Origin of the sequence: Demequina sediminis (assembly GCF_039545075.1) — a bacterium.
In the GTDB taxonomy this organism is placed as follows: Bacteria; Actinomycetota; Actinomycetes; order Actinomycetales; family Demequinaceae; genus Demequina; species Demequina sediminis.
In genome coordinates this window covers 121,053-147,840 of the sequence record NZ_BAABRR010000004.1, presented here as the reverse complement: position 1 = coordinate 147,840, position 26,788 = coordinate 121,053, and the positions used below count along the sequence as shown (strand labels likewise).

20 protein-coding genes are annotated in these 26,788 nt (G+C 72.7%); 4 read left to right on the top strand and 16 right to left on the bottom strand.

Annotation, left to right across the window (positions count from 1 at the left end):
* Position 1: 1 nt before the first annotated feature.
* From ABEA62_RS05145 to ABEA62_RS05135, 3 genes are all read left to right on the top strand, one after another.
* Positions 2–1,249, top strand: coding sequence for a cation:proton antiporter (locus ABEA62_RS05145; RefSeq protein WP_286214387.1), 1,248 nt, complete (start codon positions 2–4; stop codon positions 1,247–1,249).
* 117 nt (positions 1,250–1,366) lie between these two features.
* Complete coding sequence (locus ABEA62_RS05140; RefSeq protein ID WP_286214388.1) at positions 1,367–2,707, top strand: MFS transporter; 1,341 nt, start codon at positions 1,367–1,369, stop codon at positions 2,705–2,707.
* A 15-nt stretch (positions 2,708–2,722) separates the two neighbouring features.
* The gene (locus tag ABEA62_RS05135) at positions 2,723–3,229 is read left to right on the top strand and encodes a GNAT family N-acetyltransferase (protein WP_286214389.1); all 507 of its coding nucleotides are present in this window, start codon (positions 2,723–2,725) and stop codon (positions 3,227–3,229) included.
* On the opposite strand, the gene ABEA62_RS05130 is transcribed toward ABEA62_RS05135, so the two are convergent.
* From ABEA62_RS05130 to ABEA62_RS05110, 5 genes are all read right to left on the bottom strand, one after another.
* Positions 3,219–4,007 (bottom strand): type IV toxin-antitoxin system AbiEi family antitoxin domain-containing protein, encoded by a 789-nt coding sequence (locus tag ABEA62_RS05130; RefSeq protein ID WP_286214390.1) that lies wholly within the window; start codon positions 4,005–4,007, stop codon positions 3,219–3,221. The two genes, ABEA62_RS05135 and ABEA62_RS05130, sit on opposite strands and share 11 nt — an antisense overlap.
* A 449-nt stretch (positions 4,008–4,456) precedes the next feature.
* Positions 4,457–6,781, bottom strand: a complete 2,325-nt coding sequence (metE, locus tag ABEA62_RS05125) for a 5-methyltetrahydropteroyltriglutamate--homocysteine S-methyltransferase (RefSeq protein ID WP_286214391.1) — start codon at positions 6,779–6,781, stop codon at positions 4,457–4,459.
* A gap of 168 nt (positions 6,782–6,949) precedes the next feature.
* Positions 6,950–7,441 (bottom strand): GNAT family N-acetyltransferase, encoded by a 492-nt coding sequence (locus tag ABEA62_RS05120; RefSeq protein ID WP_345378930.1) that lies wholly within the window; start codon positions 7,439–7,441, stop codon positions 6,950–6,952.
* Complete coding sequence (locus ABEA62_RS05115; RefSeq protein WP_286214393.1) at positions 7,438–7,875, bottom strand: OsmC family protein; 438 nt, start codon at positions 7,873–7,875, stop codon at positions 7,438–7,440. Before ABEA62_RS05115 ends, ABEA62_RS05120 begins: the two co-directional genes overlap by 4 nt.
* Positions 7,876–7,919: 44 nt before the next feature.
* Complete coding sequence (locus ABEA62_RS05110; protein WP_345378926.1) at positions 7,920–8,807, bottom strand: methylenetetrahydrofolate reductase; 888 nt, start codon at positions 8,805–8,807, stop codon at positions 7,920–7,922.
* A 132-nt stretch (positions 8,808–8,939) separates the two neighbouring features.
* Here ABEA62_RS05110 and ABEA62_RS05105 point away from each other — a divergent pair, with 132 nt between their 5' ends.
* Entirely contained in the window at positions 8,940–9,509 is a 570-nt protein-coding gene (locus ABEA62_RS05105) for a DNA-3-methyladenine glycosylase I (RefSeq protein WP_286214394.1), read from the top strand.
* Between the two features lie 62 nt (positions 9,510–9,571).
* Here ABEA62_RS05105 and ABEA62_RS05100 read toward each other — a convergent pair whose 3' ends face one another.
* The 11 genes from ABEA62_RS05100 to ABEA62_RS05050 form a co-directional block, all read right to left on the bottom strand.
* Positions 9,572–10,084 carry a (deoxy)nucleoside triphosphate pyrophosphohydrolase gene (locus ABEA62_RS05100; RefSeq protein WP_286214395.1) on the bottom strand — a complete coding sequence of 171 codons (513 nt, stop codon included), beginning with the start codon at positions 10,082–10,084 and terminating at the stop codon, positions 9,572–9,574.
* A gap of 8 nt (positions 10,085–10,092) precedes the next feature.
* A complete protein-coding gene (gcvH, locus tag ABEA62_RS05095) occupies positions 10,093–10,476 on the bottom strand; it encodes a glycine cleavage system protein GcvH (protein ID WP_286214396.1) in 384 nt (127 codons plus the stop codon).
* A 77-nt stretch (positions 10,477–10,553) separates the two neighbouring features.
* On the bottom strand, positions 10,554–11,684 hold the full coding sequence (gcvT, locus tag ABEA62_RS05090; RefSeq protein ID WP_286214397.1) for a glycine cleavage system aminomethyltransferase GcvT: 1,131 nt from the start codon (positions 11,682–11,684) through the stop codon (positions 10,554–10,556).
* 39 nt (positions 11,685–11,723) lie between these two features.
* Complete coding sequence (locus ABEA62_RS05085; protein ID WP_345378922.1) at positions 11,724–12,284, bottom strand: hypothetical protein; 561 nt, start codon at positions 12,282–12,284, stop codon at positions 11,724–11,726.
* Complete coding sequence (locus tag ABEA62_RS05080; RefSeq protein WP_345378920.1) at positions 12,281–13,105, bottom strand: PP2C family protein-serine/threonine phosphatase; 825 nt, start codon at positions 13,103–13,105, stop codon at positions 12,281–12,283. The genes ABEA62_RS05085 and ABEA62_RS05080 overlap by 4 nt, the downstream gene beginning before the upstream one ends.
* Positions 13,102–14,814, bottom strand: coding sequence for an FHA domain-containing protein (locus ABEA62_RS05075; RefSeq protein WP_345378917.1), 1,713 nt, complete (start codon positions 14,812–14,814; stop codon positions 13,102–13,104). Before ABEA62_RS05075 ends, ABEA62_RS05080 begins: the two co-directional genes overlap by 4 nt.
* 24 nt (positions 14,815–14,838) lie before the next feature.
* A complete protein-coding gene (locus ABEA62_RS05070; protein WP_345378915.1) occupies positions 14,839–17,397 on the bottom strand; it encodes a transglutaminase domain-containing protein in 2,559 nt (852 codons plus the stop codon).
* A complete protein-coding gene (locus ABEA62_RS05065) occupies positions 17,394–18,773 on the bottom strand; it encodes a DUF58 domain-containing protein (RefSeq protein WP_286214405.1) in 1,380 nt (459 codons plus the stop codon). Before ABEA62_RS05065 ends, ABEA62_RS05070 begins: the two co-directional genes overlap by 4 nt.
* Positions 18,770–19,729 carry an AAA family ATPase gene (locus ABEA62_RS05060; RefSeq protein ID WP_286214406.1) on the bottom strand — a complete coding sequence of 320 codons (960 nt, stop codon included), beginning with the start codon at positions 19,727–19,729 and terminating at the stop codon, positions 18,770–18,772. The genes ABEA62_RS05065 and ABEA62_RS05060 overlap by 4 nt, the downstream gene beginning before the upstream one ends.
* Positions 19,730–19,751: 22 nt before the next feature.
* Positions 19,752–25,652, bottom strand: a complete 5,901-nt coding sequence (locus ABEA62_RS05055; protein WP_345378912.1) for an Ig-like domain-containing protein — start codon at positions 25,650–25,652, stop codon at positions 19,752–19,754.
* Positions 25,649–26,728, bottom strand: a complete 1,080-nt coding sequence (locus tag ABEA62_RS05050; protein WP_345378910.1) for a serine/threonine-protein kinase — start codon at positions 26,726–26,728, stop codon at positions 25,649–25,651. The genes ABEA62_RS05055 and ABEA62_RS05050 overlap by 4 nt, the downstream gene beginning before the upstream one ends.
* Between the last annotated feature and the right edge of the window lie 60 nt (positions 26,729–26,788).

The window sequence follows — 26,788 nt, the reverse complement described above, 5'->3', positions numbered from 1 at the left end:
CATGCTCGCCGCGACCCCACCCCTGGCGGGCATGGGCCTGTTCGCGGCGAGCCCCCACGGTTCGGGCGAGACCGCGACCGTGCTCATTGAGCTCGGCATCGTGTTCCTCGTCCTCGCGGTCGTGGGGCGCGTCGCCTCGCGGATCGGCATCCCGTCGATTCCGCTGTACCTGCTCGCCGGCCTCCTCATGGGCAAGGGCGGCTTCATCCCGATCAGCGCGGGCGAGGACTTCCTCGCGACCGGAGCACAGATCGGGGTGGTGCTGCTCCTGCTCCTCTTGGGGCTCGAGTACTCACCCGACGATCTGCGGGTGGGACTGCGGACCTCATGGAAGGCGGGACTGCTCGACCTCGCACTCAACGCCGTTCCCGGCTTCGCGGTCGGCCTCCTGCTCGGCTGGTCGGTGACGGCCTCGATCCTCCTGGGCGGCGTCACCTACATCTCCAGCTCCGGCATCGTCGCCCGCCTGCTCGACGACTTCGACCGCCTCGCCAACCGCGAGACCCCCGTGATCCTCAGCCTGCTGGTCATGGAGGACATCGCGATGGCAGTGTTCCTGCCCATCCTCGCGGTGTTGTTGGTGGGGGCGAGCGTGATGCAGGGGGCGATCGCGGCGGCGATCGCGATCGGTCTCGTCTCGCTTGCGTTCCTCTTCGCGCTGCGCTTCTCGCGCCACGTCTCGAAGGTGGTGCATTCGCATTCGCGCGAGCTGCTCCTCCTCGGCGTGCTGGGGCTTGCCTTCCTGGTCGCGGGGCTCGCCGAAGCCGTGCAGGTCTCCGCGGCGGTCGGCGCGTTCCTGTTGGGCCTCACGCTGTCGGGCAACGTCGCGGATCAGGTGCGCGGGCTCATGCCGCCGCTGCGCGACGTGTTCGGCGGGATCTTCTTCGTGTTCTTCGGGATCGGCATCGACCCCCGCGACCTCGCTCCCGTGCTGCTGCCCGCCCTCGCGCTCGCGGTGCTCACCGCTGTCACCAAGACGTACACGGGCGTGTGGGCGGCCAAGCGTGCCGGGATCGGACCCAAGGGTCAGTGGCGCGCGGGGCTGTCGCTCATCCCGCGCGGCGAGTTCTCGATCGTGATCGCGGGGCTCGGCGTGACCGCGGGGATCGAGCCGCTCCTCGGCCCGCTTGCGGCCGCGTACGTGCTCATGCTCGCTGTCGCCGGGTCGATCCTCATGCGTTTTGCGGACCGGATCCCGGCCCCGCCCGGGCTGGTCTCCGCGCGGTCACGGTCCCGCCCACGCGTGTGAGAACATGAGCCGTTGTCCCTGTGAGGCACCGCCCGGGGACGATGCGCCGGCCACGTCGCGCAGTTGGCGTGGCGCGCGATGACGCGCAACATCTCAGTTTCGCTGTGAGGTTTCGCCATGCTCTCTCCGTACCGCGGCATCCTCGCGTTGCCCGGCGCCCGCGCGTTCACCGCGTGGGGCCTGGTCGCGCGCATCCAGATGGGGCTCACGGGTCTCGCGACCTTCCTCATGGTGCAGATCGAGTACGGGAGATACGAGTACGGCGGGCTCGTGCTCGCCGCGATCGCGGTGTCCTACGCGGTGATCTCGCCGCAGGTGGGCCGCCTCATCGACGCGCACGGCCAGTCGCGCGTGCTGCGCTGGGGGTACGCGATCGCGATCCTGGGCCGCGTCGCGATGATCGCTGCCGCGCTCACGCATCAGCCGCTGTGGGTGTTGCTCGCGATCGCGCCGCTGTTCGCCGCGGGCGGCACGCAGTCGACCCACACGCGGGCCAGGTGGACGCATGTGGTGCCCGACAAGCACGCGCTCAACACCGCGTTCTCCCTCGAGTCTTCGCTCGAGGAGGTGCTGTTCATCGGCGGGCCCGCGCTCGCGACCATCCTCGCGACGCAGGTGAGCTCGTGGCTTCCGTCCGCGATCGCGGTGGTCACGCTCGCGATCGGCGGATACGGGTTCCTCGCGCTGCGCGCGACCGAGCCTCCCGCGCGCCGCGCGGATGCCAGGCGCCGCCAGGCCGCGCATGCGCACGGCACGGCGCTGGTCATCGACGGCAACCTGCCGCGCATCGGCCTTCCTCCCCAGCCGCGGGGGCTCCGCCGCTACCGGGGAGCGCTGCGGGGGCACCTGCTCGTCACCACCCCGGCACTCGTCATCACGACCGCGATCTTCGCGACCCAGGGGGCGATGTTCGCCTCGGTCGACGCCGCGACCGTCGCGTTCGCCGAGGAGCTGGGCCACAAGGAGTGGTCGGGCCTCGTGCTCGCGGTGTGGGCACTCGGCTCGCTCGTGGGTGGCCTCGCGTACGGCTCTCGTGTGTGGGCGCGCACGCTCGCGTCGCGACTGCTCTGGGGCGTCACCGTCACGGGAGTCGGCGCGGTGTCCTTCATGTTCGCGCCGGGGCTGGTCGCGCTGGGCGTGATGATGTTCCTCACGGGACTCGCGATCGCCCCCACGATGGCCGTGGGCGACGGAGTCACGCACGCGCTGGTGCCGCGCTCTCGCCTCACGGAGGGCATGACGTGGACGCGCACCGGCATGGACCTGGGCGTGGCGGCGGGCGCGTGGATCGGCGGAGCGGTGATCGACCGCACCGGCTCCCACGGGGGCTTCGTGGTCACCGCGGTCGCGGGAGCGCTCGGGGTGGTCATCGCGGTGAGCTCGTGGCGCTACCTGCGGCGCAAGCGCGCATACGACGAGCAGGTCACGCGCGACCCGTCGCTTCCCGTCGCGGCCTGACCCGATAATGGGCGAGTGATCCGTGACGCCGACCCCGCCGCAGACGCCGCCCGTCTCGCCCAGATCTACGACCACTACGTGGTCCACGACACGGCCACGTTCGAGCTCGATCCGATCGGTGCGGAGGAGATGGCGTCACGCATCGCGCGCATCCAGGCGCGCGGCCTGCCGTGGATCGTCCTCGAGAGGGACGATGCCGTGGCCGGGTACGCGTACGCCGGCCCTTTCCGCGACCGCGTGGCCTACCGGCACACGCTCGAGGCCACCGTCTATCTCGCACCGGAGGTCAGGCGTGGCGGCCTGGGAACCGAGCTGTATGCGGCGCTCATCGAGCGGCTGCGCGGGTTGTCCGCGGGCGAGCACGCCCCGGTGCACTCGGTGATGGGGGTGGTGGCGCTGCCGCACCCCGGCTCGGTGGCGCTGCACTCCCGCCTGGGCTTCCGCCACGTGGGAACGATCGAGGACGCGGGCTTCAAGTTCGACCGATGGATCGACGTCGGCTACTGGCAGCTCACGCTGTGAACCACGCGTCCGGCCACGGCCTCTCGTAGGAGCGGCGCTCGGCCGCGCTGTGGCGGCGCTGGTTCTTCGCGACCGCCAAGAATGCCCGGTAGTCGCCACCCAGGAGGAGGCGCCTCACGATGGGGCGCGTCTCGCCCCACACGTCCATGCGCGCGGGACTGTGCAGGAGGTCGAGCGCAGTCTGGTTCCTGCTGGTCATCAGCGGGCGGCACAGTTGACCGGGCAGATCCTCGAGTTCGGGGCCAGCGTCCTCGCGGTCAGGCACCTGTGAATACCACCACGGACTGCCCAGGCAGCGCTCAAATCGCTGGTGAAAGACGACACTCGCGCGGAGCGCCGGCAGCTCGAGGCTCCGCGTCTGGCGGGGCACGGTCACGTGGACGATGCCGCGAGCGGCGTTGGCGGCGCGGTGGAGGGACGCGGCGGTGATGCCGCATAGGTACGGCGGGGCCGCGGGCGGCGCGGGGTGGCGGCCGTGGCGGGCGACGGCGATCAGCCATGCGACCTCGACGACGCGGGGCCGCCACTCGGGCCCGGCGTCGAGCGGGACCGCGACGTGCAGTCCCCGAGCGACGGTGACGATGAGTCCGCGCGAGCGGGCGTCTCGGAGCACGCGGTCCGCGCCCTCGCGGACGGCGCGCACGTCAGCGGTGGCGAATAGGGGATAGGCGAGCGGAGTGAGCTCGGCGCGGGGACCCACGATTGAGTGCCAGTCGGCGACGCGGGCCAGGGGAGCGCATCCCAAGATCTCTCCCCAGCGCTTGCGCATTTCATGCACGAAGCGTCACCCCTTTCGCCAGCCCTTCAACCCCACCGGACGCCCGGTCGAACCGCGTCCGGGCGACCCGATCACCAGACTGGTCAGCGAAGGTGACCGGGGCATCGTCACCACGCACTCCGGTGGACGCGCACCGCGCTCCCCAGGGTCGGGGACATCACCCCGGGCGCCCCACACCCCAAGCCCCCACGCTCCCAGCCCTCACGCCCGAAGCCCCCACGCCCCGCGCCGCTTCGTGCATGAAATGCGCAAGGATGCCCCAAAGGTGTGCGCGGGGGCCGGGGGCATCGGCCGAGCGTCGTGCATGAAATGCGCAAGGAGCGCGGAAGGGCACTCCCGGTGGCGAGGCATTGACACGCGCAGGACGGGCTCGAACCCGGCACCTGCCCGTAGACGCGGACGGCCCGACCCCCTCTCGGGAGTCGGGCCGTCCGTGAACCGTGGCGGAGTTACCCGCGGACCGCGCGCGTCGCCTCCATCATGTGCTCGAGCGACGCGGTGGTCTCCGCGTACGCACGGGTCTTCAGTCCGCAGTCGGGGTTGACCCACAGCTGCTTGCCCGGGATCGACTCCTTGGCGAGCTCGAGGAGCTCGGTGATCTCCTGAGTCGAGGGCACGCGCGGCGAGTGGATGTCCCACACGCCCGGTCCGATCTGACGCTCGTAGCCGTGACCCTTGATCGCGGGAAGCACCTCCATGCGCGAGCGCGCCGCCTCGATCGAGGTGACGTCGGCATCCAGGCCATCGATCGCGTCGATGATCTCGCCGAACTCGGAGTAGCACAGGTGGGTGTGCACCTGGGTGTCGTCCTTCGCGCCAGCGGTCGCGAGGCGGAAGGAGTTCACCGACCACTCGAGGTACGCCGGCTGGTCCGCCTTCTTGAGGGGGAGCAGCTCGCGCAGTGCGGGCTCGTCGACCTGGATGATGCCGATTCCGGCATCCTCAAGGTCGCGGATCTCCTCACGCAGCGCGAGCGCCACCTGGTTCGCCGTCACGCCGAGCGGCTGGTCGTCGCGCACGAACGACCACGCGAGGATCGTCACGGGACCGGTCAGCATGCCCTTGACGGGCTTGTCGGACAGCGACTGCGCGTACGCGGCCCAGCGCACCGTCATCGGCTCCGGGCGGGTGACGTCGCCCCACAGGATCGACGGGCGCGTGCAGCGCGAGCCGTACGACTGCACCCAGCCGTTGACCGTCACGTCGAAGCCGTCGAGCAGCTCCGCGAAGTACTGCACCATGTCGTTGCGCTCGGCCTCGCCGTGCACCAGCACGTCCAGGCCCAGGTCCTCCTGGAGCTTGACGACCGACGCGATCTCGGCCTTCATGGCCTCCTCGTACGCGGCATCGTCGATCTGGCCCTTGGCCCACGCGGCACGCGCCTTGCGGATCTCGGGGGTCTGAGGGAACGAGCCGATCGTGGTCGTCGCGAGCTCCGGCAGCGCGAAGCGCGCGTCCTGAGCGGCCGCACGCACCGAGTACGCCGACCGGGACAGGTCCGCGGGCGTGACGGCGGCGAGGGCGTCCCGCACGTCGGCCTTGTTCGTGCCGGGGTGCGCCTTGCGCGAGGCGAGGGCGGCGCGCGCCGCCGCGAGGGCATCGGCCACCGCCTCCTCGCCCTGCTCGCGAGCCGCCGCAAGCGTCACGATCTCCGCAACCTTCTCGTCGGCAAACGCGAGCCAGCTGATGAGCTCCTCGCCCAGGTGCTCCTCGCCCTCCAGGGTGTGCGGCACGTGGAACAGCGACGTCGAGCTCGACACGGTCACGGTGGCGCCCAGCGCCTCGACCTCGCCGGCCTTGCGCAGCGCGGCGTCGAGGTCAGTGCGCCAAATGTTGTGGCCGTCGACCACACCCGCGACGACCGTCACACCCGACAGGTCGACACCAGTGGGAACCGAGCCGCGCACCAGGTCGATGCCGATCGCGTCGACGCCCGAGTCCTTGAGGACCGGGAGGGCGTCGTCGAGCGAGTTGTACGGCGCGGCCACGAACAGCGCGGGGCGGTTCGCGAGCGCCGCAAGTGAGCCGTACACGGTGGCGGCGTTCGCGAGCACCTCGGAGCGGTCGGCGTCGATGTCGGCGACCAGAATCGGCTCGTCGATCTGGACCCACTCGGCGCCGGCCGCCTTGAAGGCCTCCAGCAGGTTGCCGTAGACCTCGAGGACGTCGGCGAGGCGCTCGATGGGACGGAAGCCCTCAGGGGCCTCGTCGCTCGGCTTGGAGAGGTAGAGGAACGTCAGCGGGCCGGTGATAACCGGGCGCGTGACGTAGCCGGCGGCCTTGGCCTCGACGAACTCGTCGACCCACCGCGTGCTCGACAGCGCGAACTCGGTCTCGGGTCCGATCTCGGGGACCAGGTAGTGGTAGTTCGCGTCGAACCACTTGGTCATCTCGAGCGGCGCCTTGGCGTCGACGCCGCGCGCGATGGTCGAGTAGCCCTTGAGGTCCACCGAGCCATCGGCGGCGCGCAGGTCCGCGAAGCGCGTGGGCACGGCGCCCAGCGTCACGGCCGCGTCGAGCACGTGGTCATAGAACGAGAAGTTGCTCGGGATCGCCGAGCCGTCCGTGGACAGTCCCAGGTCGGCAAGGCGAGCGAGGTTCGCGAGGCGCAGGTCCTTGGCGGTCGCCTCAAGGTCGGCGGCCGTGGTGGCACCCTTCCAGAACGACTCGAGCGCCTTCTTCAGCTCACGCATTCGGCCGATGCGCGGGTAACCAAGGATGGTGCCGCCGGGGAAGGCGGGCGCAGGGGCAGGGGCGGTGTTCTGCTCAGTCATGGTTCCTCATGGAGGTTCGGTGCGCGGCGGGCTCGCCATTGCGCTTGGTCGACGCTGTCGATGCGCCGAGTTGCGCCGCGATTCTAACCCGCGAAGCCTCCCGCCGCCAGGGGCACGGTCCAAGAAGTGGACGGCGCGTCCCAAGGGATGGACAGTTGTCGGCGGCGGTCAGTGGACAGGCGCGTCGCGCATCTCCACGACCGCAAGGATCGCGCCCGTGCGGCTCGCTCTCTCGCCGCGACCGCTCACCACCATCCCGAGGCGCTCATACAGCGCGATGTTGCCCGGCTCATCCGCGCGCACCAGGCACGTGAGACCGGCGAGGCCACTCGCGTGGGCGTGCTCGCGCAGCGCGCGCACGAGCGCGCCCGCCCAGCCTTGACCCCTCGCCTCGGGGATCACGGCGAGGCGGCCGAAGTACAGCGCCCCGTCATCAGTCCGCTCGTGCTTGGCCGAGGCCACCACGACGCCATCGCGGCGCACGAGCGCGAGACGGGTGCCCGCCGCGACCTCCCCCCGCAGGGACTCGACCGTCTCGGTCATGGCGCCCGAGGGCTGCCCGGTGCGTGCGTACTCGGTGAAAGCCGCGTGCATCACCGCGATGACCTCGGGCGCGGCCGCGGCGCCCGCGTCGAGGTCAATCGTGACGCGTCCGTTCACGCCCCCTGGCGCTCCGCCTCGATCAGGGCGACGGGAACGCCCTTCTCGACCGTGCGCGACACGGTGCAGTACTTCTCGTGAGAGGCGCGCAGCGCGGCGCCGATGCGCTTGCGGGCGGCGTCGCCCTCCTCGCCCTCGGGGAAGGCGAGGTCGAACAGCACGCGGATGTCCTCGAGGATGTTGGCGCCGTCCTCCGTCACGTACTGCGCGGACGCCGTGACGTCGAAGCGGTCGGGCTCGGAGCGGCGCGATGTCATGGCGTCGACATCCACCGACGAGCAGCCCGCGATCGCCGCGAGCAGGAGCTCGACGGGGCTCAGCAGGCCCTCGCCGCGCCCGAAGCGCAGCTGAGCGCCGGCGGCGTTGGTGGCGACGTAGACGGCCTCGGACTCACGGGCGAGCGTGACGGTGCGCGGAGATGAGGTGCGGGTCATGCGTCGATGGTCGCATGACCGCGCGCCGCGGCGGAACGCGCGCCTTAGCCGCGCACGAGTCCCATCGCGTCCACGAGCTCAAGGGCCGCGCGGTGCTGATTGAACGTGATGATGTGGATGCCGGGAGCGCCCGCGTCGAGCAGCCCGCGTGACAGGCGCGCGGCGTGGTCGACGCCGGCCGCACGGGCGGAGTCGTCGTCCTGAGCGGCCTCGAGAGCCGCGAACAGATCCGCCGGGGTCTCGACGCCGGTGAGCTCCTGGGCCCGGGTCGCGCGGCGCGCGCTCACGAGCGGCATGACCTCGGGGATGATCGGCATCTCGACGCCCTCGGCCGCCGCGTCCTCGACCAGCGCGGTGTAGTGCTCGACGCGGTAGAACACCTGGGTGATCGCGAAGTCGGCACCAGCGTCGCGCTTGGCGCGTAGCACGTCGAGGCCCAGCCGTCGGTATCGCTCGACGGCGTGCTGCGCGGGGAACGCGGTCACGCCCACGCTGAGGTCATCGAGACCGTGCCCATGCGCGACCTCACGCAGCAGGGCCACCAGCTCGGACGCGTAGAGCAGGCCATCGGGGTGCGGGCGCCAGTCATGCTGCCCCTTGGGTGGGTCGCCGCGCAGCGCGAGGAAGTCGCGAACGCCCTCCGCAAGGTACTCCTCGATGACGTGGATGAGCTCCGCGCGTGACTGGTCGACGCACGTGAGGTGCGCGAGCGGGGGGATCGTGTGTCGTGCCGCGAGACGCTGAACCACATCGCGCGAGGCACCCCGCGTCGACCCCGACGCCCCGTAGGTGATCGACATGAAGTCCGGACCCGTGCGCGCGAGCAGCGACATGGTCTCCACGAGGGTCGACTCGGCGGCGGGCGTGCGCGGCGGGAACAGTTCGTACGACAGCGTGGGCCGACGCGCGGCGAGGAGGTCACGGATGGTCATGGCGCGCTCACCTTACCCGGCGCCTCCGCGCGCGGAAAGAGCCGATGTCCCCAGCGCCACGTGCCGCCGGGGCTGTCCCCCGCACGCCCGCGCGCCTCGCTCATCGTCGGACCCCCAGGCCACACTGGAGCCATGATCACCGAGACCAACGACCTCACCAGGTGCTTCGGCGCGGGCGACCCGCTGTACGAGCGCTATCACGACGAGGAGTGGGGCGTGCCCGTGCGCAGCGACGCGGAGCTCTTCGAGCGAATCGTCCTCGAGGGCGCCCAGTCCGGCCTCGCGTGGATCACCATCCTGCGCAAACGTGAGGGCTACCGCGAGGCGTTCGAGGGCTTCGACCCCGACGCGGTGGCCGCCTTCGACCAGGAGCGCATCGAGGAGCTCATGCTCAACCCGGGAATCGTGCGCAACCGCCGCAAGATCGAGTCCGCGGTGACCAACGCGCGCGCCGTGGTGGGACTGCGCGAAACCGGTACGACCCTCACCGAACTCGTGTGGCAGTTCGCGCCCGAGCCACGCCCCGCCCCACCCGCCTCATGGTCCGAGGTGCCCGCCTCGACGGCGGAGTCCGTCGCCCTCGCGAAGGCACTCAAGGCGGCCGGCTTCGTGTTTGTGGGCCCCACGACCATGTACGCCGCGATGCAGGCGTGTGGGCTCGTCGACGATCACATCGAGGGCTGCGTGAGCGCGCGACGCTAGCGATTGGTCGAAGTTGCCCACACCCATATCCACTTCATGTGGATATGTCCGAATTGGCGCGACTAGCAGTACGCGCGGCGGTGGCGCTCGATCGCGTCGGCCATGAGCGCCTCGACGATCCTCTTGTCGGCGGGCAGCCATGGCACGTCTCGCCAGCCGCCCGGCTCGAGCCAGCGGATCTGATCGTGGTCCTCAAGCGGTCGCGGCTCGACGGCCGCGCCGTCCGCGCCGGGGAGAATCCTCGCCCACCACACGCGCATCACCAGGCGGTCGGTGTCAGCGTCGCCCGGACGGAGCATCCACACCGGGTCGTCCCCACACGCATCCTCGATGCCGTGGCCGTCATCCGGTCCCACGATCTCGTCGCCGATCTCGACCTCGACGCCCAGCTCCTCGCGCAACTCCCTGCGCAGCGCGTGCTCGGGCGACTCTCCGCGCTCGACCTTGCCGCCCGCGAACTCCCACAACCCCGCGAGCGCGGACGGCGCGCTCCTGCGCGCGGCCAGCAGTTGGCGCGGCGCCTCGAGGGAGTCGGTGATCGCCGCCGCGACCACCAGTCGAGTGTTGGCCGGCATCGGCTGCCTTACGCGACCGACGCCGCGTACGCCTCGGCGTCGAGCAGGTCCGTCGCGGACTCGGACAGTTCGACCTTGAAGATCCAGCCGTCGCCGTAGGCGTCGGCATTGATCGCCTCGGGAGCGCGCTCGAGGGCCTCGTTGACGGCCGTCACCACGCCGGACACAGGGGAGTACAGCTCGCTGACCGCCTTGGTCGACTCGAGCTCTCCGCAGACCTCGCCCGCGACGACGGTGTCGCCCACGCGCGGCGCCTCGACGTAGACGATGTCGCCGAGCGCCTCCGCGGCGTGCTCGGTGATGCCCACCGTCACCACCACGCCCGCGTCGGTGTCTCCGGACACCCACTCGTGCTCGGCGGAGTAGGCCAGCTCCTCGGGAACTGTCGCCATGGTGGACCCCTTTCGGAACGGCGTCGTGAGAACGCTGCGACGTGTGGCGGCCCGCCGTGACGGGCCTTGGGACGAGCCTACGAGGCCCGCGAGTAGAACGGTAGCGCCACCACGGTCATGTCCTCGCGACGCCCGCGCACGTCGATCCCGACGACCGTGCCGGGCGCGGAGAGCGCCGGCGGCACGTAGGCCATCGCGATCGGCCGTCCGAGAGTGGGCGACGGGGCCCCCGACGTCACCGTGCCCACCTGGGTCCCGGCATCGTCGGTCACGGCATACCCGGTCCGCGCGGCCCTTCGGCCGTCGCCCACGAGGCCGACGAGCACGCGCGCCGGCCCGGCCGCCTTGGCCCTCAGGAGGGCATCCCGGCCCACGAAGGCGCCGCGCGGATTGGCCGCCGTTCCGAACGCGACGATGCGCCCGAGGCCGGCGTCGAAGGGCGTCGTGTCGCGCGTGAGTTCCTGGCCATAGAGCGGCATGCCCGCCTCGAGGCGCAGCGAGTCGCGCGCCGAGAGCCCGCACGGCACGAGTCCGTCGCCCGCACCCTCGGCGAGAGCGAGCTCCCACACGGCGGCCGCCTGGTCTGCGGCCACGAACAGCTCGAAGCCGTCCTCACCGGTGTAGCCGGTACGCGCCGCGAACGCGTGAATATCGCCCGTGAGCAGGATGTTTGCCGCGGTGTAGTAGCGCATCGCGTGAATGTCGTCGTCGCCGCGCACGCACATGCGCGCGACGATCTCCTCCGCGCGGGGGCCCTGCACCGCGATGAGCGCGATCTCCGCCGAGACGTCCTCGAGGGCCGCGTCGAAGCCCGCGAGCCGGGCGCCCAGTTCCGCGATAACCGTGTCCTTGTTCGCCGCGTTGGCGACAATGATGAAGTGGTCCCAGTCACGCCGGTACACGATGAGGTCATCGATCACGCCACCCTCGGGCGTGCACATCATCGTGTACTTCGCGCCCCACAGCCCGACGGCGGACATGCGGCCCACGAGCGCGTGGTCGAGGAACGCGGCCGCGCCGTCTCCGCGCACGGAAATCTCACCCATGTGCGACAGATCGAAGAGCCCCGCGGCGGTGCGCACCGCGGTGTGCTCCGCGATGTCACCCGTGTAGCGGACCGGCATCTCCCATCCGGCGAAGGGCACCAGGGTCGCGCCGAGCGCGACGTGCTCGGCATGAAGGGGAGAGCGCAACGCGGCATCTGACATGGGCCCAGCGTAATCCCGCCTCGCGCCCGCCGGACGTGGCTACAGCGCGAGGACGATGATCGCTGCCGCCGCGCCGATCGCGACGAGGGTGCCCCCCGCCGCAGCGACAATCCGCCACGCGCGCCGTCGCCTCGCGGCCGTGTCGCGGGCCCGCCGCGCCTCGGGATCGAGAAGCGCCGAGTCCTGCACCTCGATCCCGCCCGAGGAGGGTCGCGGTGACAGGTCGGGTGAGGGCCACACTCCGACCGGGCTGGCCTCCTGCGAATGCCTCAGGCGCGGAAAGTAGTGATGCGGCTGCTCGCCAAACTCGCCGGCCCTGCTCGGCGGCGCCACCACATCCGGCGGCGGGCGCAGCACGCCCGCGCCGCCGCTCGCGCCCTCACGCCCGGCCTTGGCGTCCGCCGCGGTCGGCGGCGCGGCCGGCTCGGTGGGGGCGGGTTGGGTGTCATGCTCCGCGATGCGCCGCCGCGACGGACGAGTGCGCCCCGACAGCTCTGTGCGGTCAGACAACTCAGCGCGGTCAGACAACTCAGCGCGGGCGGACGCCTCAGCGCGGGCAGCCGCGCGGCGGGACAGTTCGGTGCGGTCGTCGTCCGTCATGCGTCGCCCCTGCGCCGCTCGCTCGCGGTGGTGTCGGCGCCGGTGTCCGCGCGCGCATCGTCCCCCCACAGGGTCCACGGCGAGGGGTCGGCGTCGACCGGGGTGACCAGGTCGCTATCCGCGACGACCACGGTGACGTTGTCCCGCGCGCCGCGCCCGACCGCAAGCTCGACAAGGGCCGCCGCGGCCGCCTCCGCGTCCCCGATGAGGCCCACGATCTCGCCGATCTCCGCGTCCTCGACCTCCTTCATGAGGCCGTCGCTCGCGATGACCAGTCGGCGACCGGGCACGTGCGGCACGAGCCACGCGTCCATGCGCGTCTGGTGGTCGCCCACGGCGCGCGTGAGGATGTTCCTGTCGGGGTGAACCAGCGCCTGCGCAGGTGTGATGCGGCCCGCGGTCACGAGCTCCTGCACGTGCGAGTGATCCACGCTGATCTGGCGCAGCACTCCACCCTCCAGGGCATACGTGCGCGAGTCGCCCACGTTGATGACCATCCACCACGGGTGGCCGCGATGCGTGACGGCGATCGCGCCGGTGAGGGTCGTGCCACTCTCGCCTCCGACCTCCTCCTGGACGCCGTCGACCAGCCGACGGGCCTCGAGGTGCGCGCGCTCGACGTCTGCCGGTGTCGCGGGCTCTCCCGCGAGCGCGCGGAAGGCGGTCACTGCGGCCCAGGCAGCCTCGGCACCCGCGATGTGTCCACCCATGCCGTCGGCCACCACGAACACGGGCGACTCGGCGAGATAGGCATCCTCGTTGCGCGCACGTCCGCCGATCACCGAGACGCCCGCGCCGCTGACGGCACCCGTATCGGTCATCGCGCATCGCCCCTGCGGCGAATGTCGATCTCGACGTCTCCCAGGAGCAAGCGGCCCAGCACGGGCGTCGGGACGCCCTCGGGCACCTGCACCTCGCAGCCATCCCTGTCGACCAGGAACGTGCCGTTGGTCGAACCGAGGTCCTCGACCGTCCACTCCCCGCGCGCGAGCGTGAGGCGCGCGTGGGACTTGGACACCGTGCGCGTGGGATCGGCGATGTCGAGTCGCGGGGTGCCGTCGATGGGCGGCATGCCGCCCGCGCGTCCCACGAGCACGCGATCGGAGTCGAACCCGTACGCGGCGCCGTCGCTCGTCACGAGTTCCCACGCCTCGCGCTGGCGCGCGGACACGCGGGTGCGGTCGTCCTCCGGTTCGGCCGATGCCGGGGGCGGCGCCGCGGACGGGGGTGGGGGCGGCGCGGGCGCGACCGGCGGGGGTGGCGCGACCGGCGGGGGTGGCGCGACCGGCGGGGGTGGCGCGACCGGCGGGGGTGGCGCGACCGGCGGTGCGGCGACGGGCTGCGGCTCGGGCTCAGGCTCCGGCACCGCCGCCGGCTCGGGCATCTCGAAGATGGGCACCGCGGAGGGCACGGGGGGCGGGGCGGCGGCGCCTCCGCGCATGTACGGGCTCACGGGAAGCGTGGGCGTGGGCTCGATGTAGACGGGAGGCGCCGAGGGAGCGGCGGCCTCGTCAGCGGGGGCCGCGGGAGCGAGGGCTGCGGCGTCGTCTGATGCCGGCTCCTCGGACGGTGCTGCGCTCGTGTCGAGCCATGCGGCCTCCCACGCGACGGACTCCCGGGGGGCATCCTCGCGGGGGCCACCACCACGGGGATCCTCTTCCCGCGGCGCCAGGTCGAGAGGAGTCGCCTCACGGGGGGCAAGGGCCGCGTAGCGCGAGACGCGCTCGGCCGCCGGCTCGCTCGGCAGGTCCTCGCGCGCGAGCGCCGCATACGGGGACACGCGCATCGGCGGCGCGGCGGCGGGAAAGGCCGGCTCGGCGCGCGGAGGCTCGGGCGCCGCCGCGGGTTCCGGCTCGGGCGCTGCCGCCATCGCGGACTCGCGCTCCGGCTCGACCTCGGGCAGCGGCACGACCTCGGGCACCGGCTCGAGCTCCGGCTCGGGGATGGGCTCGGGAACGAGCTCGGGTGCGGGGACGGGCTCGCGGTGAGGAAGGTGCGCGGGCACCATCGCGGCCGGCTCATGAGGAGCGATCGACACGGGACCCTGCGTGCGCGCCACCAGCATCCCGCTCCAGCCGACCACCGAGGCCCACAGGGGCGCACTCACGGCAGCGAGCACGGGCAGGCCCGCGGGCAGCACATGATCGAGTCCGAACCGGCGCACGTGGAGGATCCACATCACCCAGGCCGTGATGCCCGCCACTCCCGCGACGGACAGTCCCACCAGCGCGGCATCGGCCAAGCCGTCGATCGAGGCTCCCACGAGCCACAGCGTCAGACCCGTCGCGGCGGTGGCGCGAGCGACAGCGGTCCCCACCACCGAGGACTGGGTGAGCCTGGCCATCTCGACGTACCTGGCCACGGGCACCCACGCGAGCCCCGCGCGTCCGCCTGCCTTGCGATAGACGGCGCCGAGCGCGACGCCCATCCACACGACGGACAGCGCGAGCGACGCGAGCACGGCGAGAACCATCCAGGGCACGTCCACGGCCGGCTCGCCTGCCACCGCGGTGACCACTTCAGCACTCATCCGGGTGCTCCCTTCCGTGTCGCGTCATCGGCGGCCCCGCGCAGACGAGGTCGGCACGCGAACCGCACGCCACCGCTCGTCGACGTGTGCGGTGGGGGTGGTGGGACGCCGGCGCGGGGCAGTGGCCCGCCCCAGCAGCGACCTCGTCGACAACCGCGTGCCGAGCCTACGCCACCGCGTGAGCCTGCCCCGGAACTCCGCGCGGTCGGCCGCGACCAGCTCCCAAGCCCGGCGCGCGTCGCCGTCCTCGACCCCCTCGGTGGTGAAGGTCGCGCGATCCGCGATGTCCGCCAGTTCCCGCCCGTGCCGCGTGCCGTAGGCCGCCGCGAGCTCTCGCCGCGTGGCGAGCGGCATGGCCGCTCTGCCCGCGTCGATTCCCACATCGACGTATTCGTCCCAACCGCCCTGAGCCGCCGCGCGCGCGGTGCCGCGACGTCGCCGCGCGCGACGCACCGCCTTGGCGATGACGATCGCGACGACGGGGACCAGCGTCATGATCAGCACCGCGATCCCGACCACCGCGACGCGCACCCAGCCCGTGAACCACGGCTCCACAACGGGTTCGGCCGGCACGGAATCGTCCCCTCCCGAGCGGCCCTTGAGCGCAGCGACGGCGTCGATCGCCTCGGCACGGTCCGGATCCGTCGCGGTCGGGAGCTCGGGGTCGCGCTCGCTCGCGACCGAGGGCGTGACCGGCTGGGTGTGCTGAGGCGTCACGTCGACGGGGATCCACTCCCCGGAGGCGGACTGGACCTCGGCCCATGCGGTCATGTGGCGGCCGCGGCACACGCCGTCCGCGCACGACGGCGGCGTCCAGCCGCGCGGATCCGTGTCGAGCAGCCGCGCCCCCACGACCACGCGTGACGGGAAGCCGAGTTCGGCCGCGAGGAGCGCGGCGGCGGCCGCGAACTGCTCGTCGTCACCGGCCGCCGCGACCAGCGCCGCGTCCGATGCCCCCGGCCCCACCTGTGCCTCGCGCTCCACGAGCGCCGCGAAGAGCCTGTCGAGGCGATCGTAGGAGTGGCCTGCGGGCGAGGGTTCGAACGTGTACGCGCCGAGCTCAGCGAGCCAGCGCGGATTGCCCTCATCCGTGAGCCCGTGGCTCAGGTAGCCGCGCGAGCGGAGCCTGTCCACGAGCGTCGCGAGGCCGGCGCCGTCACGCGTCACTCCCTGCGCCTCGACCCAGTCGCGCAGCGACTGGGGGATGAGGTCCGCGGGCACGGCGGCGGCACCGGGCGACGGACCCGCCTGGGCGAGGTCGATGTCGGGTGCGGCGGCGGCGCTCGCCGTGAAAGCGTCGCCCGCCGCGACGCCGCCGTCCAACGCCACCACCGCGATGCCAGCCTGCGGCGCATAGTAGAACGAGTCGACCAAAGCGGTCGCGCGCGGCCCGCCAAACGTGACGCCGCCCAGCTCCCCTGGCAGCGGTGCCCACGGTCCCTCGAGCGCGTCGACGGTGAGCGTCGCGGAGACGCCATCACCGGAGACCGCGAGCGCGGAGGGCACGTGTTGAAAGCGCAGCGGGGTGTAGCCGGACGGCGCGACCGCGGTGAACTCGCTGCCATCGAAGAACGGCAGCGCCGCGATGCGCACGCGCTCGACATCCCCGGCGAGGTCGCCGATCGTGAAGAGCGGCGCGTCGTACAGGTCGTCGGCGAAGTACGCGCGATAGCGCGACAGGGGCGAGACGGCGCGATCGACGACGAGCCGCGGCTCGATCGCCGAGCGCCCCACCTCGCGGGGCTGACTCCCCGCGACCGGCACCGCGACGGCCGCCGCGGACACCACAGCAAGCCCGACCACCCCGGCACCCATCGCGACCCTGCCGAGCGCGCGTCCGCGCACGCGCACGCCACGCACCCCGCCCCCCACTCCCGCGAGTGCGCGCCGGCGCTCGTGCCCGGTGCGCCACAGCACCCACCCGACGGTGGCGGCCAGCGCGAGCAGGCCCAGGACCATCTCGCGGCTGAGCGAGGCGAGCGGGCCGGGAAGCTCCGCGAGATCACGGCGCGCCGCGGGACCGAGCGCGATCGCGGCCACGACCGCAGCGCCGCCGATGACGCCGGCCACGCCCCACCGCCGCGGCCGCGTGGCCGCCCACGTGACCGCGGCTCCCGACGCGACCATGAGGACGAGCGGAACCGCGAGCGTCGCCTCATACTCGCCCAGCGGAACGGGCAGCGTCACCACGTCGCGCCACCCCCAGACCGGGGCACGCAGGGCATCGGCGATTCCCCGCGCGACGCCACCCAAGCCGTCCGTCATCGCCCCCGGAATGGCCACCACGATGGCGGCCGCCAGATAGCCCAGGAAGGCGAGGACCGCCGCGAGCCAGGGCCCGCGCCTGACGGCGACCGCGATGAGGGCCGCGAGCACCCCGACGGCGAGCCCCGTCGCCGCGACGATTCCGTAGCGGTGCGGCCCCTCCCCCTCGGGGACGAAGACCGGCCGCAGCGTGAGCCACACGATGCCCACGATCGCCATCGCGTAGAGGCAGCCCGCGAGCAGCACCGGCGCAGGCACGGCCTGCCGCATCTCGCGGGAGCCGGGCCGTCTGGCGGCGGCGTGCGGCGTCTCCGTCATCGTCGCGCCACCCCACGGGCCAGCAGTTGGCGAAGGTCGTCGAGGACACCCAGGGAGACCAATTCGAGACCGCCCAGCGCGCGCAGGCCCGGCTCGGAGGCGGGGTCGCACACGACGGCACCCACCGTGACATCGGACGGCAGCCGCAGCGCCGCGCTCCGCAGGCGTTCGAGCGGCAGGGCGGAGCCCGTGATGAGGAGCGCGAGCGAGGTGCCGCGGTCCGACTCGGCCACCATGCGCGTCACCGTGCCGAGCTCCATGGCAGCGTCCGAGGCCTCGATGCCCGTGAGGTCGTCGAGCATGGCACGCGGCGAAGTCACGCGCAGCGCCCTCAGCGCGCGCACCGTGGCGCGCGCGAACTGCGGCACGTCGCCGCTCGCGACCGCCTGCACCTCGCGGCCGTCGCGGATCGCGCGCACCCCGAGCGAGGCCATCGCGCTCACGGCCATCTCGAACTCGTCCTCGGAGGCGTAGGAATGCGCGTCGACATCGAGCACGAGAGTCAGCAGCGAGCGTCGCGTCTCCTCGAACTGGCGCACCATGAGGGTGCCCGTCTTCGCGGTGGACTTCCAGTGGATGTGGCGCTGCGCGTCGCCTCGCTCGTACTCCCTCACGGCGTGGAACGAGATGTCCTCGCTGGTCAGCACCCGCACCGCCTGACCCTCGAGGTCACGCACCCACCCGAGCGACGTGCTGGGCACCGCGACGGTGCGCGGATGGACGTACAGCGTGCGCACGTCCTCCCACGTGAAGCGCCGGCGCACCAGGCCGAGCGGATCCGACCGAGTCGACGTCGCGGGACCGACCGCGACGATCCCCCTCCGCCGCGCGGGAATCGTCACCCGCTCGCGGTGCTCGCCCCCGCCACGCAGCAACGGGACGTGGAAGTCGACCAGCGCGGGCCCGATCGGCAGCTCGACGCGCCCGGGCAGCGCGGCGCGCGCGCCCTCATTGGTCACGACGATCGCGCCACCCGCGTCCTCACCCGCGACCACGGCATCGCGGTCGAGCGAGAAGTCGACGCGATAGCGCGCACGCCCGAGCAGGAACGGCAGCGCCGCGACCAGCAACACCGCCCCGGCCACGCCGGCGACCACGCCCTCGTCCCATCCCCACGCGAGGCCCGTGGCCAGACCCACGAGGGTCCACCCGGCGACCGTCCATCCCGCCACCGTGACCACGCCGCGCACGGCGGCCCATGCGGACCGCACGCCAGCGACCGCCGCATCCCTGGCATCGTCCACCCGCAGGCGCGCCCCGACCACGCGCCCGCGCGGGGCGTCGGCGACCTCGGTACGCGTCGCGTACGTGGTCGTGACACCCGTGCGGGTGCGCTCGACGCCGCGCGTCGAGGTGCGGTCGGGGCTTTCGCTCACGCGAGGTCTCGCTGGCTGGGCGGCTCGGTGTCGAGCAGGATCTGGCGCACGACCGCGCCCTGGGTGACGCCGTCGAACTCGGCCTCGGGGTCGAGGATGAGCCGATGCGCGAGCACCACCTCGGCGAGGGCCTTCACGTCATCCGGAATGACGTAATAACGGCCGTGGGCGAGCGCCCACGTGCGGCTCGCGCGCGCGAGCGCGAGCGCGCCGCGCATCGACGCGCCGAGGCGCACCTGGGTCGCGGTGCGCGTGCCCGCCACGAGGCGCGCGATGTAGTCGGAGATCAGCGCATGCTGCTGGACCTCGTGGGTGAGGCCCGTCATCGTGGTGATCGCGTCGAGCTCCGCGATCGCCGGCACGGTGACGCGCACGGGCCGCGCGGGCTCGAGGATGCGCAGCGTCGCGGCGTGGTCGGGATAGCCCAGGGAGGTGCGCATGAGGAAGCGGTCGAGCTGCGCCTCGGGCAGCGCGTAGGTGCCCGCCTGCTCGATCGGGTTCTGCGTCGCGATCACCATGAACGGGGCACCCACCTCGCGCGTGACGCCGTCCGTCGTGACCTGACGCTCCTCCATCACCTCGAGCAGCGAGGACTGCGTCTTGGGGGAGGCGCGGTTGATCTCGTCCGCCAGGACCACGTTCGCGAAGACCGGGCCGTGATGGAAATCGAAGCGGCCCTGGTCGTACACCGTGACGCCCGTGACGTCGCCCGGCAGCAGGTCGGGAGTGAACTGGATGCGCGCGCTCGTCCCGCGCACCGTCTCGGCGATCGCGCGCGCGAGCGAGGTCTTGCCGGTGCCTGGCACGTCCTCGAGCAGCAGGTGACCCTCGGCGATCATCGCGGTGAATGCGAGTTCGACCACGTGCCGCTTGCCCACGATGGCGCTCTCGACGTTGTCGACCAGCTTGGAGAACGTGGTCTCGAACCACTGGGTGTGCTCGGGAGTCAGGGCCACAGCGGCCTCCTTTTCTGCGCCGTCATGGCGAGGTCGGTGGTGGAGTCGGAGGGGACGATGCCGCGGCGGCCGCGGCCCCGCACGTCACGGTCGCACTGGTCCAGTCCGCAATGCCGTCGAGGGCGTCCTGGAAGTCAACGGTGACGAACGCGGCACGCATGAGCGTGGGGTCGCTCGTGACGGCGCGGTCCTCATCGAGCATGGTCACGGTGGTCGCGAAGTCCTGCGCGCGGCCGCCGAGCACCGCGACGGGCTCGGTGCCCGCGGTGCACTGCTGGAAGGCCGCGGTGGGGCGGTAGTGGGCACCCGACTCGGCGGTGACCGGGGTGCTCTCGTCGGAACAGGACCGCTGACCGCCGCCGAAGTCGACGCAGTAGTACGCCTCGACCTCGACCGCGCGGCCGGCAACCATGATGTCCGCGAACTGGCGTGAGGTCGCGCCATCGGAGCCGCGATACCAGATCTCGGTTCCCCGCTCGGGTTGCCACTGAGGCTCTCCCGCGAGCGCGGTCGTGCAGGAGTCACCCGACCCGACGCACTCCGTCGCCACGCGATAGCCGCGCTGCAGCACCGGCGCCCCAGGGTCGGAGAACGCCGCGAAGATCACGTCGACATCGGGGGCACGTCCGTGCACGTCCGCCTCGACCCTGCTCTCGGCACACACCGTCACGGTGTTGGTCGCGTTGGGGGTGACGGCGACCTCGAAGGTGGCCGTGCCCGAGGTCGCGCGCGTGTCGGGGCGGCACACGCCTCCCGTCGCGTGGCCCACCCACGTCGTCGAGCCGGCGCCGCCCGAGGCGACGGTGACGGTGACCGATGCCGTGGATGCGCCGTCGTCGTACGTGTGCGAGGTGCCGGTGATGGTGGGGCGGCCCACGCCGTTCGCCGTGAAGGCGACGGACTCCCCGGCGGCGACGGCGCCGTCGACGGGGGGCAGGTCGAGGCCGGTCAGGGGCGTCAGCACCACCTGGACGGGGGAGTTGGATCCGATCGCGACGCCCGTGAGCCGCTGCGTACCCGCACGCACGGGAACCGTCTGCGCCGTGCCTCCCGCCTCGACGCGGAGCTCACGAGTCGAGCGGTCCGTCACCTCGACCACCACGTCGATGCGCTCGCCGTCGCCGCTGGTCACGGAGGGTGCCCACGACACCAGCCGCGGCGGTGCGGGGGGTGCGTACGCCCACGCCGTGACGCTCGCCGCGTCGCGGGACCGCCCGACGGCGTTGACGGCGTATGCCGTGTACGTCACCTTGTCACCGTTCGCGAGGCCCGTGAGGGGTGCGCACACACCGCTCGCGGTGCAGGTCGCCACGCGCGTCGAGCCCGCGAGGATGTCGAAGCCCGTGAGCGCCGGGTACGCGCCGGCCGCGGCGCCGGGGTCCACCGCGAGCGTCAGCGTGCCGTCCCCGTACGCGGTCTGCGTGAGCGCGGCGGCCCCGCGCGGGAACCCCTGCAGGTCGAGGCTGATGGTTCCCGACCGCTCGGCCGCGCTCACGCGGCCCTGCGCGTCGCGCACGCTGAACACCGCGTCGCACACCCCGCCAGGGGCATCGGCGCTCCAGGAGGCGCGCACCGTCCCGGGGCCGGCCACGGCGAAGTCGACCGCGGGGCAGTCGTCGGACGCGGTGACGTCCACCACCTCAAGAGGGGTCCCCGGCAGGGGGTTGACCTCCCCGCGCGCCCCGCTCACGGTGATGAGGCAGCCGTCGCCGGAGGCCTGCGAGCACCGCTGCACGACCGTGCCTCCCTTGGGGAGCTCCGACGGGGCGGGGCCGACCACGAGCGACAACACCATCGGCCGCGTCTCGGGATGGCTCGCGAGCGACACGGAGACGGACTCCGCGCGTCCCGGCGGGGCATCGTCCCTCGCGGTGACGGTGACGACGGTGCCGCGCCGCGACACGTCGAAGAGCGTCCCCGTGTGGCTGGTCGCGATGTCGACCGCACGCGCCACGGCACCGGGCGGCCACGTCACCATGCCGGCAAGATCGAACGCGGAGGTCTCTCCGGGCGCGACCTCGATGGATGCGGACACGAGCGTGGGGACGGGGTCCGCGGGGATCACCATGACCGGCACCGGAAGCACCGTCCACCGCTCTTGTCCCACGATGCGCACGCCGACCAGGCACGTGTCGACGTAGGGGGCGCCGTTGCCCGCGTCGTAGCGCACCACCGATGCGCCCTCGGCCGTGCAGCGCGCCTCGTCGCGCGTGCCCCCCGCGCTGACCTGGGACGGGTCGATCTCGAGGGCGGTGGTGGCGGGCACCGCGAGCAGGTCTCGCAGGTCGGCCGTCGCGGAGGCACCCTCGGCGACCTCGATGCGGGCCTCCTCGCGTAGCGCGAGGCGCAGGTCCTCGTCGCCGGGCACTCGCAGGAAGCCATATCCCGTGGCGGGTTCGCCCGCGAAGTCGACGCCATCGACCCGGAAGGGCACCACACGCGTGCGCTCGGGCAGCGGGCCCGCCACCTCCGAGCCGTCGACGGTCACGCCCTCCTGCTCACCCCACAGCGAGAGCGTCAGTCCGGCCGCGTCGCCGCTGGCCCACGCGACGGTCTGGTCGAGGACGTCGACGCCGGTGGGGAAGGACTCCCGCGTCTCGAGCGTGAGCACGGTGTCCGCGACCACGGGCACGTCGACCACGGCCTCGCGCACGGTCTTGAGGACGATCCTCCCCTGGGCGATCGAGCCGGTCTCGTTGCGCGCGGAGTAGAGGAAGGCGAAGGTGCCTGCGTCGGCGCCGACCTCGAAGGTCACGAGTCCCTGCGCGAGGGCGCCGGTGTCCGGCATGAGCGCGGCGAGCGCGGCATACTCCGGCGTGCCCGCGATCGCATCCGGTCGGACCGCCACCAGCTCGAGCTCCCCGCCAGTGAGGTCGAGGTCGTTCGCGAGCGGCTGCACCACGATGCGCCGGCCCTCGGCCGCCTGCACCTGCACGAAGTCGGTGTACGTCACGGGTGCGGGATCGGCATCGGCCGCCACCACACCCACGCGAGCGGTGGCGGTCGCGGTGCGTCCCCGCGCATCGACGACCTGATACACGAAGTCGTCCTGGCCAGCGAAGCCAGGGGACGAGGCGTAGACCAGCGCGGTGCCGTCCGCGCTGATGCGCGCCGCTCCCTGCGCGGGCTGCTCGAGGATCGCGTCGAGACGGACGGCATCGCCGTCGGGGTCGAGCCCGGCGCCGTCGAAGACGATGCGCGCCTCGTCACCCGAGGACGCGCGGCCCGCAAGGTCGCGGGGCGTGGGGGCGGCGTTGTCCTCGCCCGCCGTGACGGTCACCGTGAGCACGGCCGTGTCGCGCTGCGAAGGATGGCCCAGCACGTACGACGCGTAGGGGATCTCATACGTACCCGGCCGGTCAGGAGCCAGGATGCGCACGAGCGGCCCCGCCCCAAAGGCCAGACCAGCCCCGTCGGGAGCCGCGACGGATCCGGGATCGAGGGCGACCACGGCGCCGGCGGCGGCGAGGTCGTTGTCCAGCACGCGAGCGTCGACCTGGCCTCCGGCACGCACCGTGATCACGTCGTTCGCGGCGACGGGAGCAGCCGGCACCGCAGCGTCCAGGAGGATCACCGTGATCTCGCCGCGGACAGTCATCGCCTCGCGGCCCGAGCCGTCGGAGACCGTGTACGCGACCACGCCGAGTGCACCGGGCTGGCCGTCGCCCGTGGTGCCCGACAGCCGCAGTGCCCCGTGACCGACGATCGACTGCTCGAGACGCGCGCCCCGCTCGGGGGCGGGAGAAGCATCGGAGACCAACAGCACCCGTCCGCCGGGGTTGGTGACCGCACCCGCCACGTCGACCGTGACGTCCTCGTGCGGACGCACAAAGGCCGTGAGAGGGACCGCGGCGAGGGCCTCATCCTCGGGGGCAAGCACCGTGACCCGCGCGGTGCCGCGCACCTGGCTCGCGCCGTCGACCACCGTGATGCCCACCGTGTACGTGCCCGAGCGGTCCGCCTCGAACACCACTCCGGACCCGTCGGGAGCCACCTCAACCGCGGCGCCGTCAACGGGATCGACACTCGCCTCCGTGACCACCTGTGCGCCGCTGCCGCCCGTCACGCGCGCGGCGGCGTCGATTGTCACGCGCACCCCTTGCAGAGCGGTCACCGACACGGGCTCGAGCGAGAGGCGCGGCTGTCCGACGACCCCGATGCGGAGAGTGCGCGTCTCGCTGGCGCCCGTCGCGTCCGCGACGGTGACCTCCACCTCGACGGCCGTCGCGTCGCCTGCGTGGCGCACGACGACGGTCCCCTCCGGGGAGGCGGCCACCGCGACATCGGGATCCGCCGAGGCCGCGTGTGCGACGTAGACCGGGTCTCCCTCGGGGTCAACCCACCCCTCGAGAACCTCGGCCGCGACCATGCCGCCCGGTTCAAGTTGGGGCGCGGGCCACGGCGCGGTGCAGTCCTCGACACCGCACCACACGGGGGCAGAGTCCGTTCCCTTGACCGCGACCGTCACCGTCGCGGGAGCGGACCGGCCCTCGTCACCCGTGCCGTCGGTGATCGCATACGAGAACGTGGCCGTGCCGCTCGCGGCGTCCGCGACCTCGATCACGATCGACTGGCCGTCGTCGGCGAGCGCGACCGTGCCAAATCGAGGATCGGGCTGCGTGAGAGATGCCGGATCGATCGTGAGGAGATCACGGTTGGGATCGTGGTCGTTGAGCAGCACGGGCAGCCGCACCTGGCGTCCGGCGCGGACGCCGAACGAGTCGTCCTCCGCGACCGGCGGGCGTGGATCCCTCACCTCGACTGTGGTCTCGTCCTCGTCGGCCTCGGTGGCCGACTCGCGATCGGGTTCCCAATCCTGGGACGAGCGCACGAGCGTGCCGGACGGGACGTCCCACACCCATCCGCTGCGTGACTCGTTGAGCACCATGCGAGAGCCGTTGCCGCGCAGGACGGGCTCACGCCGCTGACCGAGTTCCCCCCCGGCATAGTCGAGCGGCACCGCGGGTCCCGCGGAACTCCACAGGGTCCCGCCGCCGTCGCCGTCGCCCAGCCACGCCGCGTACACCACTCCGTCCAGCTCGGCCGGCGCCGCGGGTGCTCCCGCGATCGCATCGGAACCGAACACGCGGACCGGTGCGCCGCCATCGGCCGCCGCGACCACCAGCCCCCGACCGTCGGCGATGTGCACGTCGGCCGCCTCCGTCGCGCGCTGCAGCCTGGCGTCGGGGTCGACCCCCGTCGCGACCGAACCGTCCACCCCCTCGCGCCACAGCAGCCCCGTCGCGGCGTCAAGGAGAGCCCATCGACCCGCGGCAAGCGTCACCTGGACGTCACCGTCGACCGGGACGCCCGGCACGGGATCGACACCGTCGACGGTCCCGTCCGCTCCCACGCGCACGACCCCTCCGGCGACGGGTGAGTAGGCCGCGATCACACCCGCCGCGTCGACCGCCACGGCCACCGCGCGCAGCCCCAGGCCGCCGTCGAGGGTGACCTCACGTGGCGCCGTCGCGGTGCCGTCCGACAGTCGGCCGACGAGCACGTCGCCGTCACCAGCCAGGTACGCGACCATGTCCCCTCCCGCGACCACGGCCGTGGTGCCTGGCGGGGTCGCGATCGCGCCCGCGCCGGTCACATCGGCGGGTCGGGCTGCTTCGACGATCGTCGCGTTCGTGAGGCTCGCCGACAGCACCAGGAGGCGGTCGCCGTCCTGCACGATGTCGGACGGGGCGTCGACGTCCTTGACCGTGTCGACCTCCGCGATCTCCGTGTTGACCCGCGCATAGCGCTGCCCCGCGCCGGTCTGGAGCGCCCAGACCGACGGATCCACGGCATCGGCCTCTCGCTCGTCGAAGCCGGGAGCGATCACCATGCCGATCGCGGCCGCGACCAGCGCCACGCCTGCGACGATGCGACCGGCGCGGCGACGTCGCGCGGCGGTGGCGCGTCCGACGTCCGTCACCCGCCGCCCGCCAGCGACATGACCAGGGCCGTGGTGAGCGTCGCGATCACCACCGCTCCCACGACCCATCCGACGATCGCGCGCGGGCTCGTGCGGGGCGGCCGCGCGAGAGTCGACGACGACGTCACGTGGCGGCGTGGCGCGACGGGCACCGTCGACCGCGCCGGACCTCGCGGAGACTCGTCGACCGTCACGCGCGAGGACTGCGACCAGGCCTCGGAGGGCACCTCGAGGGGTGTGACGGGCAGGCCCAACTCGCGCTGGACCTCCTGCAGGGCCGCGCCGAACGCGAGCGCGCTGTGGTGGCGGTCCCCCGGCACGCGTCGCAGGCCGCCCGCGAGCGCCGCCTCGAGAGACGCGGGGACGTCCGCACGGCCGGTGGGACGGTACTTCGCCTTGAGGATGCGGGCCTTCAGTTCGTCCGAGCCGAGCCTGCGGTCGGGCTCGTCGAAGGGGCTGTGCTGCGCGAGCAGCGTGTAGACGGTCGCGGCGAGCGACCACACATCAGACGCGACCGTGCCCGAACTCATGCGGTCCACGACCTCGGGGGCGCTCCACGGCGGGCTCATCGCCACGTCGTCGGCGTCGCCCGCCATCACCGCGGTGGCGACACCAAAGTCCGACAGCACCGGATGGCCGAACTGCGTCACGAGGATGTTCGACGGCTTGATGTCCCTGTGCAGCATCCCGATGCGGTGAGCCGCCTCGACTGCAGAGGCGACCTGCACGCCCACCGCGAGCACCTCGGCCACCGGAATCTGCTCCGCGCGGTAGCGGTTGGCGAGCGAACCGGGACAATACTCGACCACCATGTACGGCCGTCCATCGCTCGATACCGAGGCCTCGTGGAGCGTCAGGATCGAGGGGTGGGAGCTGAGCGCCGCCATGACGTCGGCCTCGACCGCGAGCGAGCGCACGGCGGCGTCACGCACCTTCGCGTGCAGCACCTTGACCGCGACCTGGCGGCGCGGCATGTCTTGCTGGAACAGGAAGACATCCGCGAAGCCGCCCTGCCCGAGCGGCCGCACATGCGTGTAGCCGGGGAGCACGGGGGGCTGGAGCGACGGGCGTGTCATGACCGTCCGAGCCCGGCTCGCGGGCGGCGGGTCGGGGACGGCGCGGTCATGACGACAGGG

Coding starts and splice junctions, on each gene's coding strand:
- ABEA62_RS05145 (WP_286214387.1), top strand. CDS start 2: ATGCTCGCCGCGACCCCACCCCTGGCGGGCATGGGCCTGTTCGCGGCG.
- ABEA62_RS05140 (WP_286214388.1), top strand. CDS start 1,367: ATGCTCTCTCCGTACCGCGGCATCCTCGCGTTGCCCGGCGCCCGCGCG.
- metE (WP_286214391.1), bottom strand. CDS start 6,781: ATGACTGAGCAGAACACCGCCCCTGCCCCTGCGCCCGCCTTCCCCGGC.
- ABEA62_RS05115 (WP_286214393.1), bottom strand. CDS start 7,875: ATGACCCGCACCTCATCTCCGCGCACCGTCACGCTCGCCCGTGAGTCC.
- ABEA62_RS05110 (WP_345378926.1), bottom strand. CDS start 8,807: ATGACCATCCGTGACCTCCTCGCCGCGCGTCGGCCCACGCTGTCGTAC.
- ABEA62_RS05105 (WP_286214394.1), top strand. CDS start 8,940: ATGATCACCGAGACCAACGACCTCACCAGGTGCTTCGGCGCGGGCGAC.
- ABEA62_RS05100 (WP_286214395.1), bottom strand. CDS start 10,084: ATGCCGGCCAACACTCGACTGGTGGTCGCGGCGGCGATCACCGACTCC.
- gcvH (WP_286214396.1), bottom strand. CDS start 10,476: ATGGCGACAGTTCCCGAGGAGCTGGCCTACTCCGCCGAGCACGAGTGG.
- gcvT (WP_286214397.1), bottom strand. CDS start 11,684: ATGTCAGATGCCGCGTTGCGCTCTCCCCTTCATGCCGAGCACGTCGCG.
- ABEA62_RS05085 (WP_345378922.1), bottom strand. CDS start 12,284: ATGACGGACGACGACCGCACCGAACTGTCCCGCCGCGCGGCTGCCCGC.
- ABEA62_RS05080 (WP_345378920.1), bottom strand. CDS start 13,105: ATGACCGATACGGGTGCCGTCAGCGGCGCGGGCGTCTCGGTGATCGGC.
- ABEA62_RS05075 (WP_345378917.1), bottom strand. CDS start 14,814: ATGAGTGCTGAAGTGGTCACCGCGGTGGCAGGCGAGCCGGCCGTGGAC.
- ABEA62_RS05070 (WP_345378915.1), bottom strand. CDS start 17,397: ATGACGGAGACGCCGCACGCCGCCGCCAGACGGCCCGGCTCCCGCGAG.
- ABEA62_RS05050 (WP_345378910.1), bottom strand. CDS start 26,728: ATGACACGCCCGTCGCTCCAGCCCCCCGTGCTCCCCGGCTACACGCAT.